Below are 15,718 nucleotides of genomic sequence, written 5' to 3'. Positions count from 1 at the left end.
TCCCCTCAGTAAGGCAGGATCATGTCGGCGACCTGCTGGCCGTAGCGTGGCTGCTGGACATCCATGATCTGGCCCCGTCCGCCGTAAGAGATGCGCGCACCGGCAATGCGGTCATAGGCGACCTCGTTATTGCGGCCAATATCCTCAGGGCGCACGAATCCCGAGACGAGAAGTTCGCGCATTTCGAAGTTCACCCGCACTTCCTGACTGCCCTGAATATGCAGCGTGCCGTTCGGAAGCCGGTTGATGACGGTGGCCGCGACGCGCAAGGTCAGCTTGTCCCGGCGCGAGACCTTGCCGCTGCCCTTGTAGGCCGAGGCCGAATTAGCATCGACCAGATCAGCCATCGAAGCCCCGTCGGTCATCTTTTTGTCGAGGCTTTGCGGAAGCCCTGCAAATTGCGGAATGCTGGCCTGGTCAGAGGCCGCACGCGAGCGGTTCGAGCTGTTCGAAATTTCCGCCCTGTCGTCGATCTCGATAACCACGGTCAGGATGTCGCCGCGCGACGCCGCACGCCGGTCGCGCACCAGCGAGCTTTGCTCTCCGCCCCACAGCGACGCACCCGATTCCGGGCGCTGCGGACCTTCGGGAAGGAACAGCTCGGGCGTCGTCATCGCCGTGAATTCGGGCGTGCTTTGCGGCTCTGTCATCGTCGGCGGACGGCCAAGATGATCGGCGCGGTTACACGCGGCAACAGTTAGCAGCGTGATTGCTGACAGCAGCAGGAAGCGTATGTTCATTTCTGTTCCGATTTGCTTGAGGTTGCGACGAGGCTGCCGTCGTTCAGCACCAGTGCTGAAATCGTGCTGCGAGAGGAAAGGTTCATGACCCGGACGATGTCGCCCGCAGCGCCTTCCGACAGCGTGCGGCCCTCGGCCTCGATCCGAAGCGGGCCGGTGTCGAAGGCGACGCGGACGATCTGGTTTCGCGAAATCAGCACCGGTTCACGCAATGCACCCGGCACAACCGCCCGCCCGGCATAGATGGCCATTCGGGTCTGCATGCCGATCGCAAGCTCGGGTTCAGTGATTCCGCCCGGCACATCCTCTGCCCAGGTCAGGTCGTCAGGCGCGATGACCGTGCCTGCCGGCAGATTGCGCGTCGCGACAACGGCGGCGGCGCCGTGAAGCGGAAGCGCGGAAAGGGCGAGGACGAGGGCAATAAGACCTCGCATCAGCGCACCTGGACCGTCGCGCCAAGCATCTGATCGGCGGCGGTGATGACCTTCGCGTTCAGCTCATAACCCCGCTGCGCCTTGATGAGTTCGGTGATCTCGCGCACCGGATCGACAGAGCTTTCCTCAAGATATCCCTGCCGGATCGTGCCCAACCCCTCTTGTCCGGGAAGGTTGACCAGTGCCGGGCCAGAGGCGTTGGTTTCAAGGAACAGGTTGGAGCCTATCGCCTCCAACCCTTTCTCATTCGTGAACCCGCTGAGCGTAAACTGGCCAAGAAGTTCAGGATCGACGCGGTCGTCGAAATACGCATAGACCTCGCCATCGGCATTGATCGCGATGCTGCGCGCATCATCCGGGACGGTGATGCCGGGTGCGACGGGATAGCCGTCCGAGGTCACGATCTGCCCGTCGGCCGAGCGTTTCAACGCGCCGTCGCGGGTATATCCCGAAATGCCCGAGGGCATCGTGACCTCCAGATAGCCGTGCCCGTCGATCGCCACATCCAGATCGCCGCCGGTCGACGACAGCGAGCCCTGCGCGATATTGACAGTCACGGCAGTGGGGCGCGCGCCAAGACCAAGCTGGATACCGGCGGGGATGATCGTGCCGTCGGCGGCCGAAATCGTGCCGGGGCGCGTCACCTGCTGATAATGCAGGTCAGCAAATTCCGCGCGACGGGCGTTGTAGCCAGTGGTGGACATGTTCGCGAGGTTGTTCGAAATCACCTCGACGCGCGTCTGCTGCGCGCTCATTCCGGTGGCGGCGATCTGAAGGGCTTTCATCGGATACTCCGTTATCTGGTCATCGCGGCGATGGCGTCGCGGATGCGCTTGTCCTCGCGGTCAAGCAGGTTCTGGCCCATCTCATAGGCGCGCTGCACCTCGATCATGCGACTGACCTCGGCGATCGGATCGACATTCGAATCTTCCAGGAAGCCCTGCTGGATGCGGGCGTCCTCGGCGGGCTGCAGCGCCGTTTCGTCGGCCGTGAACATCGTCCCGCCGCTGCGCAGCATCCCTGCGGGGTCGGGATTGGCAAACAGGCCGACGCGGGCCATCTGGTTGCCGTCAACCGAGATCGTGCCATCGGCACCGACCGCAACGCTGGTCGCGCCCGGCGGAATCTGGATCGGTGCCAGCCCTTCATCCAGCAGACGGTAGCCGTCGGCGGTCATGATCTCGCCCTCGGCCGAGGTCAGGAACGCGCCGGCCCGCGTGATGCGCGTGCCTTCCGGCGTCTGGACCGCGAAAAAGCCCTGCCCGTCGATAGCCATGTCGTAGGTGCCGCCGGTCGCCGACATGCCGGCCTGTTCAAGATCCAGAAGCCTGCCGCGTGCATTGGCCATCGACAGACCTTCGCGCCCGTTACCCGTCGCGGTCAGATATTCCGAGAAGATGACCCCCTCGCGGCGGAACCCGTTTGTTTCGGAATTGGCGATATTGTTCGCGATGACGCGCATTTCGCGCATCAGGCCCGATTGCCGGGTCAGCCCTGCATAGATCGCATTGTCCATCCTCAGCCCGCCTCGATCAGCGGAATGACGGCATCCGTGAAGAAGCCTGACAGGATCGCCGTCATGAAGCTCATCGAAACCCAGAAAACCGCCAGCATCAGCCCCACCTTCGGCACGAAGGTCAGCGTCATTTCCTGCACCGATGTCAGCGCCTGAAACAGTCCGATGATGACGCCGGTCATCAGTGCGACCGCCAGAAGCGGTGCTGACATTCGCACCGCTATCCACAGCGACTGGCGAACGAGATCGAAGATCAGGTTTTCATCCATGTCACACCGGCATCCGCAGGATTTCCTGATAGGCCTCGACCACCTTGTCGCGAATGGCGACCGCCGCATCGAGCGCGAATTCCGCCTCGGTCAGGGACTGGACGAGTTGATGTGTTTCGGTTGTGCCGGACATCGCGCCGATTGCAGCCTGATCGGCAGATGCCATGGCCTGTTCGAACCCCTGTGCCGCTTTGCCAAGCTGCGAGTCTTCCAGGGGCCGCGGCGGTGCGGCCTGCGTCGCGCGGATATATGCCGAGGCAGCGTTTGCGGGCGAAATCATGAGAAATCCTTTCAGCGGCGAAGCAGATCAAGAAGAGAGGCAGACATCTGGCGCGACTGCTCGAACACGCGCAAATTGGCCTCGTAACTGCGGGTGGCCTCGCGCGCGTCGGCCATTTCGACGACAAGATCGACATTCGATCCGTCATAGAACCCCTGGCCGTCCGCCATCGGGTGCGCGGGGTCGTAAATTCGCGGAAGTTCGGTCCGGTCGAGACGTGGCTCTGACGCTTCGACAAGGCCGGTCGGGCGGGCGTTTTCAATCACCGCATCGAAGCTGACCAGCTTGCGGCGATAGCCGGGCGTATCGGCATTCGCGATGTTTTCCGACACATGGCGCAGCCTGTCGGCCTGCGCCTTCATGCCGTAGGCCGCGATCGTCGTCGCGGAAACCCGAGCATCCATATCTTACCCCTTCCGCCCGATGGCGGTGCGCAGCATGCTGAGAGACGACCTGTAGACCGCAATCGACAGCTCATGTGCGCGCTTGGCTTCGGCGGTCTTGACCATCTCCTCCTCCAGCGAGACGTAGTTGCCGTTGGGCGCGCGCTCGCCCTCATCTTCGGTGATGCGGGCGCTGAACCCCTCGGCACCTGATGTCACATGCCCTGCGCGGGTCGCGCGCAATGCATCGGCACCACCGCGATAGGCCCTGGCGAAAGGTTCCAGGTCGCGGGCGCGAAAGCCGGGCGTGTCGGCATTTGCGACATTTCCGGCAATGATCTTCGTGCGTTCAGCCGCATGCGCGGTCATCGCGCGCGCCATGCGGATCGTTTCAAGTCTTTCCAACAAAGAGGCTTCTCCTCTGCCGCGATAAACCCGGTCTTAACCCGAACTGGTTTAGAAACCGTTTCGAGCCGGAAAATTCCTGGCAGAGCATGAGGCAGAAAAATGGATAGAATTGAATCTATTGCAGCCGGGATCACGCGCCTGCGCATCCCGCGCTATTTCGGTTCCGTCACCGAGGTTCGCGCGGGCCTCGTGCGCGTCGCCGGCCTGAACACCCATGCCTCGATCGGGGATCGCGTCGTTCTGTCGGCGCAAAGCGGTCTCGCGGGCGAGGTCGTGGCGCTTGGCGGCCAATACGCCGAAATCCTGCCGGAAGCCCCGGTCGAGGGACTGTCAATCGGCGCCGAGGTCGAGCTGATCTTCGCGCCGCGCCTTTCGCCGTCTGACACATGGATCGGGCGGATCATCGACCCGTTCGGCAATCCGCTGGACGGAAGGCCGATGTCGCCCGGCAGGGCAGAGCGAAGCTTCAACGCCTCGCCGCCCGCTGCGGTCACGCGAAAGCGCCTTGGCGCGCGGCTCGACACGGGGCTGGCGGTGTTCGACACGCTTCTGCCCATCGTCCGGGGTCAGCGAATCGGACTTTTCGCGGGATCGGGCGTCGGGAAATCGACCCTGCTCGCCAATCTTTCGCGCGGTGTGGACGCCGATATCGTGGTCATCGCGCTGATCGGAGAGCGTGGGCGTGAGTTGCGTGAATTTGTCGAGAACGTGCTTGGCGCGGAAGGTATGGCGCGCGCGGTCGTCGTGGCCGCGACGTCGGACCAGTCGCCGCTGATCCGGCGGCGCTGTGCCTGGGCCGCGATGGCGGTGGCGGAACATTTCCGTGACGCGGGCCGGCATGTTTTGCTGCTTGCCGATTCGATCACCCGTTTCGCCGAAGCGCATCGAGAGGTCGCACTCGCCTCGGGCGAAAGCGCGTCATATCGCGGCTTTCCGCCCTCGACATCGCATCTCATCATGTCGCTGGCCGAACGCGCCGGGCCGGGACCGGAAGGCAAAGGTGACATAACCGGCATCTTCAGCGTGCTCGTCGCCGGTTCCGACATGGAAGAGCCGGTCGCCGACATTCTGCGCGGCGTTCTTGACGGCCATGTCGTGCTGGACCGCGCCATTGCCGAACGCGGGCGCTTCCCTGCGGTTGACGTCTTGCGTTCCGTGTCGCGTTCGCTGCCGCATGCGGCAACCGACGCCGAGAATGCGCTGATCGGGCGCGCAAGGGCTGCGCTCGGTGCCTATGCGGAATCGGAACTGATGATCCGGGCGGGGCTTTATGCCAGCGGGTCGGACCCGGCGCTTGACGAAGCGGTTCGCCTTTACCCCGCGCTCGACAAGTTCGTGGCGCTCAGCAGCCCCGATGGCTGCGCATCAAGCTTCGCGATGCTGTCAAGCGCGCTCAGGGCACCGCGGGGCGGAACTCAGCGCATCTGACGGACAGATCGGGAACCTGTGCGTTTAACGAATGTTATCACAGCACTGCATTGCGATTTTTCATCGAATCCTGCAGTTTCCGCCAGCCGTCCAAGGAAATGCCGTGGCTCTGTCAGACTATTTCATTCGCTATCTTGAAAAGCGCGATTCGCTCAGCGAGCGCGAGCGTGCGCGCCTGAAAGCGCTCAGGACGCGGCGGGTGCGGTTCAGCGGCGGCGAGGTGATCGTCGCGCGCGAGGTCGTGGCCGAAGAAAGCTGCCTGATGATCGCAGGCATGTCAGCACGCGTGCATCTTCTGACCCGAGGGAATGACCGCGTCATCACAGCCCTGCATGTGCCGGGCGACTTCGTGGATCTGCACGGTTTCGTGCTGGCCGGGCTTGAACATACCGTCATCGCGATGGGCCCGACCGAGGTGGAATTCGTCAGCCACGACCAACTTCGCGATCTGACAGACGAATGGCCGCATCTGACGCGGCTGCTATGGATGTCGACGACCATTGATGCGGCGATCCATCGCCAATGGCTGGTGGCCGCTGCCTCGCTGCGGTCGAGCGCGCATCTCGCGCATCTCATCTGCGAACTCTACACCCGTCTTGCCGCTGTCGGGGCGGCCAGCGACTATCACTTCACCCTGCCGCTTCTTCAGCGCGATCTGGCCAGCATCCTTGGCTATTCGCCGATCCATATCAACCGCGCCGTCCGCGACCTTCGCGAGCGCGGTCTGATCCGCTGGTCAGGCACAGAGATCGACATTCTGAACTGGGACGGATTGGCGGCGCTCGCGCGCTTCAGTCCGGATTATCTGGATATGGAAAAGCTTCGCCGCTGATCCGCTGATCCGCCGCGCTGGCAGATCGCGATGCGACCCCGTCTATTCGCAAAGCCGCCAGCCGCCCTTGCGCGCGGCAATGTCGAAATGCAGGTGGTTGTCGTGCGCCGCGTTCGACCCCGGTCCGAGAACCGTGGTGAAATAAAGGCAGGCACCATAACGTATCGCCTTCTGAAATGCCTCTTCAAGCTGGCCACTGTCATCGCGCGGCTCGACCGGTATTTCCTGTCCGTCCGAAAAGCGCAGCGCAGCAATGTCGAACGCATTTCCCAGCGCATGTTCCGACAGCCTGTCCGATGCCCCGCCGATTCGTGCGCGGCACTGATAGGTCGATCCGGGCAGCAGCGCGGTGATCCGCGGACTTCCCGGCAGCAGAACCGCCGCAGGCTGGGCCTCGTTCCGCATCCACAAGGCAAGGCGACGAGCGGTATCGCAGCGCATCTCCGCCCCGCCGGGGATCTCGACGCCGGGCTGCAACTGCGTCACGCGCAGCGGGCGGGCGATGCCGCAATCGCGATCCTCTGCCGAGGTGATCGGCTGAACCTCCTCATAGCGAACCTGCATCATGTCCAGGTTCAGAAGGCAAAGGCGATAGCTGAAGATGTTTTCGGCTGCCTGCTGCCAGGCCGGTGCGGCGGGCACGGCTGCTGGCGCGGCGGGTTCTGTCTTAAGCGCTGGATCGGCGGGCGCTGCCGGTGTCGCCTGTGGGCGCTGTGGTTGGGGTCCATCGGCACCCACCGGACGCGCGGGCGGACGCGTGGCGTCCCCCAACAGGGCCTCGGCCTCTGTCTCGCCCGGTGATGTTATCTCTGCACCGAACCCCAGCGGCTGCGCGACCTGCTGCGCGCCCGCAGCAAGCGAGCCCACGGCGAATGCCGCGAAAAACGCTGCTGTCACAAGGCGGACCACGGGGTCAGTTGCCCGCTGTTGCGGCAGCCCCATCGGTCGGAACCGGCAGCAGCGGTGTTGTCGCCGACGGTTCGGTGACAACCACATCCGCGCCCGTCGTCGCGGCCTCGACCGCAGCCGAAAGCGGGTCTGTGGCTGATCCGTCTGCCGGGACCGTCGGCGCAGGTGGCACGACCGTCGGCGCTGTTGTCGCAGCCGGCGCGGCAGGCGGGATCAGCGCGCCGCTGCTGGTCGCCGCCGACGGCGCGGCGGGGCTGGCCGATGTCGTGACCGCCGGGGTTGCCGCGGGCGTCACCGTCGCCGGCTGCGTCACCGCGCCGCCCGCGACCAGATCAGCCGGGCGCGGCGCCGGCGCGCGCGAGGATGCCAGAACCGCCACCCCTGCGCCGCCCTGCGTGGCCACAGAAGCTGCCGAGCTTGCCGCCGCCTGCACCGATTTCGACACGCCGCTTGCCTCGCCCATGATGTCGGCGATCGTCGTCCCCTTTTCCAGAAACTCGACCGAGGTGACACCGGGCTGCACCATATGGGCCAGTTCTTCTGCGTCCCAGTTGGTCAGACGCACACAACCATGCGATTCGTTGACGAACAGGCGCGACGGCGTCGGCGTTCCATGCAGCCCGTAAGTCGGCTTGGTCAGCGCGATCCAGACCGTGCCGACCGGGCCGTTCGGCCCCGGCGGCAATGTCAGCACCGACTTGTTCTCGCCCTGGGTAAAGTTGATCGAGGGATTATACGTATATTCCGGGTTCATCGCCACAGCGCGGACCGTGTGCGTGCCACTGGGCGAGGGCGTTTCGGCGGACCCGATCGTGGCGGGATAATTCACCACCATATGCCCCTCGGCATCATAGGCCGCGACGCGGTTTGTCGCCTTCTCGATGAAGATGCGCGCGACCTTCGCGCGCAGCGGCTTCGACGGCGCAATCACCTTGATTGTCGTGCCGGCCGTCAGCGCGACACCCGGGTTCAGCACGCCGATGAACTTTTCGTCCATGTGAAAACGCTCGCCCAGCTTTTCGGCGACGCTGGTATAGCCGAGCGAGGTCATGTTCGCCTTTTCCAGATAGTCGTTCGGGATATGCTGGGTCAGTTCCGACACATCGGCATCGGTGATGGTGTAATCCGTGATCATCGCACCGCCGGCGAAAGGCAGAAGCGCCGCCCAGACCGCGGGGTCCATCTGGCCATCGGCAGGCAGCCCGCTGCGGCGTTCGAACGCGGCAATGGCACTGCGGCTCATCCCGCCATTGATTCCATCTATGACACCCGGCGATGTGCCGGCCCGGTCAAGCATCACCTGCGCCTTCGCGGTCAGCGCCGACTGGCCGGGCGGCAACGGCCCACCGCCATAGGTTGCGCTCTCGATCGCTTCGGGCGTGACCGGCGCGGCGAAGGCCAAAGCAGGCTGAATCAGCAAAAGCGCCGCGAGGGCGGCAAGGCGCGAGGGGGCGGTCATTGGTTACTCCTGCTTCGAACGGTTCATCCGGTTAGCCGCTTCGAAGGACCAGATCAACGCGCGAAACTGACGCGGTGGCCCGGCGGATAGACGCGGCGCGAATGCGACAGCGGACTGCCGTCACACCACAAGGTGCGGTCCAGCGTCAGAACGGGCAACCCCTTTTCCGCACCAAGATCGGCCGCGCATTCGCCAGTCAGGCGGGTGGCGTGAATCTCGATCCGCCCGGACAGATGTTCGACCCGCTGGCGCATCCATTCCAGCGGCTCGGCCTCGCCCAGCATGTCCTCGGTAAGCCCCGCCGCGCCCTGACGCGCAAGATAGCCGACCTCGACGCAATAGGCCTGGTCGTCGGCCGTGATAAGGGCGCGGTAACGAAGCAGGTTCTCGGCATCGGGGATATGCATGATCGCGGCGATTTCGCCCGGCGCAGGAACGATGTCATGTCCGGCCAGATGATAGCCATAGCTCGCGCCCGTCGCCTCGACCTCGGTGCGGATCGGCACCGCTTCGGCGCCTGCTTCCGGCACGCGCGTATCCGAAACGCGCGTCCCGACCCGGCGGCGGCGCTGCACGATCCCGTCGCGTGCAAGCTGGCACATTGCGCGGTTGATCGTGGCGCGGGCGCAGCCCATCTCGGCGGCAAGCTGATGCTCGGTCGGGATAAGCTGGCCCGCGATCCATTCTCCGCTGCGGATGCGGCGCAGCACTTCGGTTTGAACCGCCTGCCAGGTGTTCAGCGCCGGACGACCCGCAGGCCGCAGGCATCCTTCTGCCAATGTTGTTTCACCTTTTGCGACCAGCATGGTGTAAAAAGACCCCTTGGTTTAGGCAGAGATAGAAAACAAAAATTAGGTAAGTAAAGCTGTCCATATAGCCAGAAGAATCGAACTCTCTCACTCAATCGTGAGATGTATTTCCGGCGCGATGACGGCCAACATTCGTCAAGTCAGGACATTTGGGTGGTGTTCCATACAATAACAAGCCCATGCTCACGCGCTTCTGAACTTAACGGTCCAGTTTCAACAGGCATATCAGGAAATAGATCAGTTGTCCAAATCGTCTAGCCTCCTCCCCGATTTTGCGCATGAGACCGCTGAATTCGCGGCCGGCGCGCGTCGCGTCGCGGGCGTGGACGAGGCCGGGCGCGGTCCTCTCGCCGGCCCCGTCACAGCGGCGGCCGTTGTTATTGATGTGAAAAACCAGCCATCCGGTCTGAACGATTCAAAGAAGCTCGGCCCCAGGGCGCGCGCCGCCGCCGAGGCGGAAATCCGCGCCAAATGCGATTGGGCCGTCGTCCATGTCTGGGTAGAGGAGATCGACCGCCTGAACATCCTGCGCGCCTCGCATGCGGCGATGTGTCGCGCGCTGGCGCAATTGGCCCAGCCCCCGGATATGGTGCTGATCGACGGCAACCTTCTGCCGCAGGAACTGCCCATGAAAGGACGCGCCATTGTGAAGGGCGACGCCCTGTCGCTTTCAATTGCGGCGGCGTCGATCCTTGCCAAGACGGCGCGTGATCGCGTCATGGTGGATTTGGCGCAACAGTTTCCCGGCTACGGGTGGGAGCGCAATGCCGGATACCCCACCGCCGATCACAGGCGGGCGCTCAACGAATTGGGTCCGACCCCATATCATCGGCGTTCTTTCGCACCTGTCCACAATATCTTGTGTAAAGTCACAAACACAACTGATTGATTCAAATAAATAAATTGACGACGAATCACCGGTGACTCATCATCCTGCATATACCAGACCGGGAAAATCCGGCGGATCGAGAGGCAGAGATGACACCCAAGAAAGACGCGTCCGCGCGCCAGTTACCGCTGAACCAGATCCTCGAAGGCGATTGCATCGAGGTCATGAACGCGCTGCCAGAGGCCAGCGTGGACCTGATCTTTGCGGACCCGCCATACAATCTTCAGTTGCGCGGCGACCTTCACCGGCCCGACAATTCCCGCGTCGATGCGGTGGACGATCACTGGGACCAGTTTTCCAGCTTTGCCTCTTATGACCAGTTCACCCGCGAATGGCTCGCCGCCGCGCGTCGCCTGCTGAAGCCGAACGGCGCGCTTTGGGTCATCGGCAGCTATCACAATATCTTCCGCGTCGGGGCCGAGCTGCAAAATCAGGGCTTCTGGATCCTGAATGACGTGATCTGGCGCAAATCGAACCCGATGCCGAACTTTCGCGGCAAGCGCCTGACGAACGCGCATGAAACGCTGATCTGGTGTTCGAAATCGGAAAGCGCGAAATACACCTTCAATTACGAGGCGCTGAAATCGCTGAATGAAGGCGTGCAGATGCGCTCCGACTGGGTGCTGCCGATCTGCAATGGTGGCGAGCGTCTGAAGGACGATAAAGGCGACAAGGCCCACCCCACCCAAAAGCCCGAGGCATTGCTGCACCGCGTGCTGATCGGCACCACCAATCCCGGCGATGTCGTGCTTGACCCGTTCTTCGGCACCGGCACCACCGGCGCGGTCGCCAAGATGCTGGGCCGCGAGTTTATCGGGATCGAACGCGAAAGCGGCTATCGCGACGCCGCCACCAAGCGGATGAACCGCATCCGCCGCCTGCATGCCGAAGCCCTTGCCACCTCGACCGGCAAGCGCGCCGAGCCGCGCGTGCCCTTCGGGCAGGTCGTCGAACGCGGCATGCTGCGCCCCGGAGAAGAGCTTTATTCCATCGGCAACCGCCACAAGGCCAAGGTTCGCGCCGATGGCAGCCTGTCGGGCGGCGACGTGAAAGGCTCGATCCATCAGGTCGGGGCCAAGCTGGAAGGCGCGCCGTCCTGCAACGGCTGGACCTACTGGCACTTCAAGCGCGAGGGCAAGATGATCCCGATCGACGCGCTGCGCCAGCAGATCCGCGACGAGATGGACGAACGCCCCAACTGATCCACCATTACAGTTTCGCCATGTCCGACAGCCTCGCTCGTTCGGCTCGGACAAACTTGCCCCGCCATCCCATGATGGCGGGGCTTTTTCGCAACGGTCGCGCGCCGATCCCGGCCGGGCGTTGCAATCGCGGCCATTCTTCCCTATCCGGCCCGCAGCGAACAAGGATCCGGGTGCAATCCCCGGATGGCTCTTCCGGCCGCCCATCCGCCGGACAACCTGAACACGGCCCGTAACGGCTTCCGGCATCCCCGCCGGGTTTGGAAGACTGCATGAACCAATATGAACGCTACCGCCGGGAATGGACCGGCAATATCCGCCGTGACCTGCTTTCGGGCCTTGTCGTGGCGCTCGCCCTCATCCCCGAGGCGATTGCCTTTTCCATCATTGCCGGCGTCGATCCGAAGATCGGCCTTTATGCCAGCTTTTCCATCGCGGTGATTACTGCGGTGGCGGGCGGGCGGCCCGGCATGATCTCTGCCGCGACCGCCGCCACTGCCGTCCTGATGGTCACACTGGTGCGCGATCACGGGCTGCAATACCTGCTGGCCGCAACCGTGCTGGCCGGACTTTTGCAGATCGCGATGGGCGCGCTGAAACTGGGCTTCGTCATGCGCTATGTTTCGAAATCGGTGATGACAGGCTTCGTCAACGCACTGGCAATCCTGATCTTCATGGCGCAACTGCCCGAACTCGACCCGCGCCGGGTCAGCACGCTGACCTATTTCATGGTCGCGGCGGGCCTTGCGATCATCTACCTGTTCCCGCGCATCACCCGCGCGATCCCCTCGCCACTTGTGACCATCATGGTGCTGACGGCCATTTCGCTGGCCTTCAATCTCGACGTGCGGACGGTGGGCGATATGGGCGCACTGCCCGATACGCTGCCGGTCTTCCTGCTGCCCGATGTGCCGCTGAACCTTGAAACGCTGACGATCATCTTCCCCTATTCGCTGGCCGTCGCCGTGGTCGGCCTGCTGGAAAGCCTGATGACGCAGAACCTTGTCGATGAACTCACCGACACGCGCACCAGCCGCAATCAGGAATGCATCGGTCAGGGCATCGCTAATACCGCCACCGGCTTCATGGGGGGCATGGCCGGCTGCGCGATGATCGGGCAAAGCATGATTAACGTGAAATCCGGCGGGAGGGGTCGCCTCAGCTGCTTCTTCGCGGGCGTCATGCTGCTGATCTTCTGCGTCTTTCTTGGCCCTTGGGTCGCGCAGATCCCGATGCCCGCACTTGTGGCGATCATGATCATGGTGTCGATCAGCACCTTTTCCTGGGTGTCGATCAGCAACCTTCGCATTCACCCCCGTTCGTCTTCCATCGTCATGCTGGCGACGGTGATCGCGGTGGTTTACACCCACAACCTCGCCATCGGCGTGCTGGTCGGTGTGCTTCTGTCAGGCATCTTCTTCGCCGCCAAGATCGCGCAGCTGTTCCGCGTCACGACGTCCCTGTCAGATGACGGGCGCACACGCACCTACCATGCCGAGGGCCAGTTGTTTTACGGCTCGATCGAGGATTTCACCGCTGCGCTGAACTTCCGCGAACCGGTGGACCGCGTCATCATCGACGTCTCCGACGCGCATATCTGGGACATTTCCAGCGTGCAGGCGCTTGACAGTGCCGTGCTGAAATTCCGCCGTCTGGGCATCGGCGTTTCGATTGTCGGCATGAACGCGGCCTCGGAAACCATCGTCGACAAGCTGGCCATCCACGACAAGCCCGGCGAGATGGACGAACTGCTGGCGCATTAAGCCCGGCGCGTTGCCGGGCCTGCATCAGGTTTGCGGGCTGACCTTCCCGCAAACCGCCCGCATGATCGACCCAATCGCAGCCCATCCCCCGCGAGGTCGGGTCGTCGGAGTGTATATACGCGTTATATACAGATCATATACGCGTTATGGACGGATTATCATACGCTCAAAGCGCATTGCGCGGCATCGGCAGATCGCCGCGGTTATACGGCCCCCAATCCTCGATCTCGGGATAGAACTGCCGCCGCCAGGCCCTGACACGGGGGTTCATCCGCCGCCGCCAAAGGGGTGGAATCATCGCCACGAATGTCATGGCGGGATAGCCGAACGGAAGCTGCGGTGCCTCATCCTCGCCATAAGTTTGTAGCAGAGGGAACCTGCGATCCGGCTTATAGTGATGGTCCGAATGCCGCTGAAGGTTGATGAGCAGCCAGTTCGACGCCTTATGCGCCGCGTTCCAGCTGTGGCGCGGCTTCACATGCTCGTATTTGCCGTCGCCAAGATGCTTTCGCGTCAGGCCGTAATGCTCGACATAGTTCGTCAGTTCCAGCTGCCAGACGGCAATAAAAGCCTGCCAGACGAACAGCAGAACCCCCTGCCAGCCACCCAGCAACAGTGCCAGCAGAAGCATCGTGCCCTGCAAGACCAGATATCGCCAGAATGGGTTGCGCCGGTCGCTCGCAGCGTTTCCCGCGCGACGCAGACGGGCGCTTTCGGCCCGCCACGCACTTTGCGGCCCTTCCTTCAGCACACGCCAGAAAAAGCGGTGAAAACCCTCGTTATACCGCGCTGAAACCGCATCGCGCGGCGTTGCCACCCATGCATGGTGCACCAGAAGATGCTCTGTCCGGAAATGCGAATACAACGTGGATGCGAGCAGCAGGTCCCCCAAGAACCGCTCCCATGCCGGGCGTTGATGCAGCAATTCATGGGCATAAACCATGCCTATGGTGCCGCTTGCCACACCAAGCCCGGTGAACAGGCCCAGCTTCTCCCAGCCGGACAGACCGGATCGTGTGGCATACCAGATCAGCCCGAAGATCAGCAGAACCTGAACCGGTGCCCAGATGACCGTGATCGCCCGATACCAGAAAAGCTGCGCCAGCGGTGTCTCGGTATCCGGGTTGTCTTTGTTCAGGCCCAGCACCAGATCCAGCCCGGTCACCATGTACCAGGCGAAACCCGGAATCGCCAACCACCACCACGCCCCCTGCCACGCGGCCAGCACGGCCAGCGGCACAAGGGCCAAGGACATCCAGAACGGAAGGGCGCTGCGAAAATTGTGCGTCATGGCACCTTATAGGATCATTCGCGCGCGCTGGAAATCGCCACTGCCTGCACGGACCGTTCGCTGAGAAAAAAATTCAGCACGTTGGTCGGCGCCGCCGCGCGTCATGCCCTTACCAAGGCGTCATAAGCTTCTGCTATTTCTCGTGTGATCTGCCCAACCTTGTACTTATGCTCGCCAATCTGACCGACCGGCGTCACCTCGGCCGCAGACCCGGTCAACCAGCATTCGCTGAACTCCGAAAGCTCCTCAGGGCTGATACGGCGTTCATGCACGTTCAACCCCATGTCGCGCGCAATCCGGATCACCGTCTGTCGCGTGATCCCGTTCAGAAACCGATCCGCCAGCGGCGTATGGATTTCTCCATCCTTCACAAAGAAGATATTGGCCCCCGTCGCCTCGGCGACATACCCCTCCCAGTCGTAGAAAAGCGCGTCGGAACAACCCTTTGCCTCTGCGGCATGCTTGGACATGGTGCAGATCATGTAAAGACCGGACGCCTTCGCAGCGGCGGGGATCGTCTCGGGATCGGGGCGCTTCCATCGGCTGATATCCAGCTTTGCGCCCTGCCACTTTGCGTCGCCATAGTAGCTGCCCCATTCCCACGCGGCGATCGCGACGCGGACATGATTTCGCGCCGCCGAAACGCCCATATCCGGTCCCGAAGCACGCCATGCGAGCGCGCGGATATAGGCATCCTGCAACCCATTCGCCTCCACCACCTCTGCCTTGGCGCGATCCAGTTCCTCGGCCGAATAGGGCACCGGCATATCCAGCAAGCGCCCGGATTCGATCAAACGAAGCGAATGTTCGTGGCCCTTGAATATCTTGCCGCCATAGCAGCGCTCGCCCTCAAAAACCGACGAGGCGTAATGCAGCGCGTGGGTCAGGACATGCACATTGGCCGCGCGCCAGTCGACCAGTGCGCCATCCATCCAGATCTTGCCATCGCGATCATCGTATGTTCCGGTCATCACGTCTTTCCTCGATTTTCTTTCCATTTATTTCGTCGTATTCGACATATCCGACGCATTATTTCTTTAATCCCGGAATTCGCTATCTTTTGCTTCTTGGAAAGTCAACAACACTGACTTAAAAAGAACCAATCG

The 15,718-nt window shown here is 62.7% G+C and carries 18 protein-coding genes and 1 other annotated feature; of the genes, 5 read left to right on the top strand and 13 right to left on the bottom strand.

Annotation, left to right across the window (positions count from 1 at the left end):
- Positions 1–5: 5 nt before the first annotated feature.
- The 8 genes from flgH to FQV27_RS06630 are packed head-to-tail and all read right to left on the bottom strand — an operon-like array spanning position 6 to position 4,027.
- Positions 6–740, bottom strand: a complete 735-nt coding sequence (gene flgH / locus FQV27_RS06665; RefSeq protein ID WP_147097088.1) for a flagellar basal body L-ring protein FlgH — start codon at positions 738–740, stop codon at positions 6–8.
- Complete coding sequence (flgA, locus tag FQV27_RS06660) at positions 737–1,174, bottom strand: flagellar basal body P-ring formation chaperone FlgA (protein WP_147097087.1); 438 nt, start codon at positions 1,172–1,174, stop codon at positions 737–739. Before flgA ends, flgH begins: the two co-directional genes overlap by 4 nt.
- Positions 1,174–1,959: a flagellar basal-body rod protein FlgG gene (gene flgG, locus FQV27_RS06655; RefSeq protein ID WP_147097086.1), complete on the bottom strand. Its 786-nt coding sequence runs from the start codon at positions 1,957–1,959 to the stop codon at positions 1,174–1,176. Before flgG ends, flgA begins: the two co-directional genes overlap by 1 nt.
- An 11-nt stretch (positions 1,960–1,970) precedes the next feature.
- Positions 1,971–2,690, bottom strand: a complete 720-nt coding sequence (locus FQV27_RS06650; protein ID WP_147097085.1) for a flagellar hook-basal body complex protein — start codon at positions 2,688–2,690, stop codon at positions 1,971–1,973.
- 2 nt (positions 2,691–2,692) lie between these two features.
- Positions 2,693–2,959: a flagellar biosynthetic protein FliQ gene (locus FQV27_RS06645; protein ID WP_147097084.1), complete on the bottom strand. Its 267-nt coding sequence runs from the start codon at positions 2,957–2,959 to the stop codon at positions 2,693–2,695.
- Position 2,960: 1 nt separating this feature from the next.
- On the bottom strand, positions 2,961–3,239 hold the full coding sequence (fliE, locus tag FQV27_RS06640) for a flagellar hook-basal body complex protein FliE (protein WP_147097083.1): 279 nt from the start codon (positions 3,237–3,239) through the stop codon (positions 2,961–2,963).
- An 11-nt stretch (positions 3,240–3,250) separates the two neighbouring features.
- Positions 3,251–3,643, bottom strand: a complete 393-nt coding sequence (gene flgC, locus FQV27_RS06635; RefSeq protein ID WP_147097082.1) for a flagellar basal body rod protein FlgC — start codon at positions 3,641–3,643, stop codon at positions 3,251–3,253.
- Positions 3,644–3,646: 3 nt separating this feature from the next.
- Complete coding sequence (locus FQV27_RS06630) at positions 3,647–4,027, bottom strand: FlgB family protein (RefSeq protein ID WP_342779876.1); 381 nt, start codon at positions 4,025–4,027, stop codon at positions 3,647–3,649.
- A gap of 102 nt (positions 4,028–4,129) precedes the next feature.
- Between FQV27_RS06630 and FQV27_RS06625 the strand changes: the two genes are divergently transcribed.
- Positions 4,130–5,458, top strand: coding sequence for a FliI/YscN family ATPase (locus FQV27_RS06625; protein ID WP_186827239.1), 1,329 nt, complete (start codon positions 4,130–4,132; stop codon positions 5,456–5,458).
- Between the two features lie 103 nt (positions 5,459–5,561).
- Complete coding sequence (locus tag FQV27_RS06620) at positions 5,562–6,290, top strand: Crp/Fnr family transcriptional regulator (protein ID WP_147097080.1); 729 nt, start codon at positions 5,562–5,564, stop codon at positions 6,288–6,290.
- Positions 6,291–6,332: 42 nt separating this feature from the next.
- Here the strand turns inward: FQV27_RS06620 and FQV27_RS06615 are convergent, their stop codons facing one another.
- The 3 genes from FQV27_RS06615 to FQV27_RS06605 are packed head-to-tail and all read right to left on the bottom strand — an operon-like array spanning position 6,333 to position 9,464.
- Positions 6,333–7,232, bottom strand: a complete 900-nt coding sequence (locus FQV27_RS06615; RefSeq protein ID WP_147097079.1) for an extensin-like domain-containing protein — start codon at positions 7,230–7,232, stop codon at positions 6,333–6,335.
- Complete coding sequence (locus FQV27_RS06610) at positions 7,204–8,658, bottom strand: L,D-transpeptidase family protein (protein WP_147097078.1); 1,455 nt, start codon at positions 8,656–8,658, stop codon at positions 7,204–7,206. The genes FQV27_RS06615 and FQV27_RS06610 overlap by 29 nt, the downstream gene beginning before the upstream one ends.
- Positions 8,659–8,711: 53 nt before the next feature.
- The gene (locus FQV27_RS06605; protein ID WP_147097077.1) at positions 8,712–9,464 is read right to left on the bottom strand and encodes a GntR family transcriptional regulator; all 753 of its coding nucleotides are present in this window, start codon (positions 9,462–9,464) and stop codon (positions 8,712–8,714) included.
- 244 nt (positions 9,465–9,708) lie between these two features.
- On the opposite strand from FQV27_RS06605, the gene FQV27_RS06600 reads away from it, so the two are divergent.
- The 3 genes from FQV27_RS06600 (at position 9,709) to FQV27_RS06590 (ending at position 13,321) form a co-directional block, all read left to right on the top strand.
- Positions 9,709–10,356: a ribonuclease HII gene (locus FQV27_RS06600; protein WP_147097076.1), complete on the top strand. Its 648-nt coding sequence runs from the start codon at positions 9,709–9,711 to the stop codon at positions 10,354–10,356.
- A gap of 89 nt (positions 10,357–10,445) precedes the next feature.
- Positions 10,446–11,558, top strand: coding sequence for a site-specific DNA-methyltransferase (locus FQV27_RS06595; protein WP_147097075.1), 1,113 nt, complete (start codon positions 10,446–10,448; stop codon positions 11,556–11,558).
- 162 nt (positions 11,559–11,720) lie between these two features.
- Positions 11,721–11,778: a sequence feature (sul1 is cis-regulatory element that is thought to sense ions involved in sulfur or methionine metabolism; They are found in Alphaproteobacteria), on the top strand.
- A 52-nt stretch (positions 11,779–11,830) separates the two neighbouring features.
- Complete coding sequence (locus FQV27_RS06590; protein WP_147097074.1) at positions 11,831–13,321, top strand: SulP family inorganic anion transporter; 1,491 nt, start codon at positions 11,831–11,833, stop codon at positions 13,319–13,321.
- 166 nt (positions 13,322–13,487) lie between these two features.
- On the opposite strand, the gene FQV27_RS06585 is transcribed toward FQV27_RS06590, so the two are convergent.
- Both FQV27_RS06585 and FQV27_RS06580 read right to left on the bottom strand, forming a co-directional pair.
- Positions 13,488–14,612: an alkane 1-monooxygenase gene (locus FQV27_RS06585; RefSeq protein ID WP_147097073.1), complete on the bottom strand. Its 1,125-nt coding sequence runs from the start codon at positions 14,610–14,612 to the stop codon at positions 13,488–13,490.
- Between the two features lie 101 nt (positions 14,613–14,713).
- Positions 14,714–15,583 carry a branched-chain amino acid aminotransferase gene (locus tag FQV27_RS06580; RefSeq protein WP_147097072.1) on the bottom strand — a complete coding sequence of 290 codons (870 nt, stop codon included), beginning with the start codon at positions 15,581–15,583 and terminating at the stop codon, positions 14,714–14,716.
- Between the last annotated feature and the right edge of the window lie 135 nt (positions 15,584–15,718).

The organism is Paracoccus aurantiacus, assembly GCF_007993065.1.
Lineage (GTDB): Bacteria > Pseudomonadota > Alphaproteobacteria > Rhodobacterales > Rhodobacteraceae > Paracoccus > Paracoccus aurantiacus.
The sequence above is the reverse complement of the archived record's forward strand: the minus strand, read 5'-3'. Positions and strand labels throughout refer to the sequence as shown.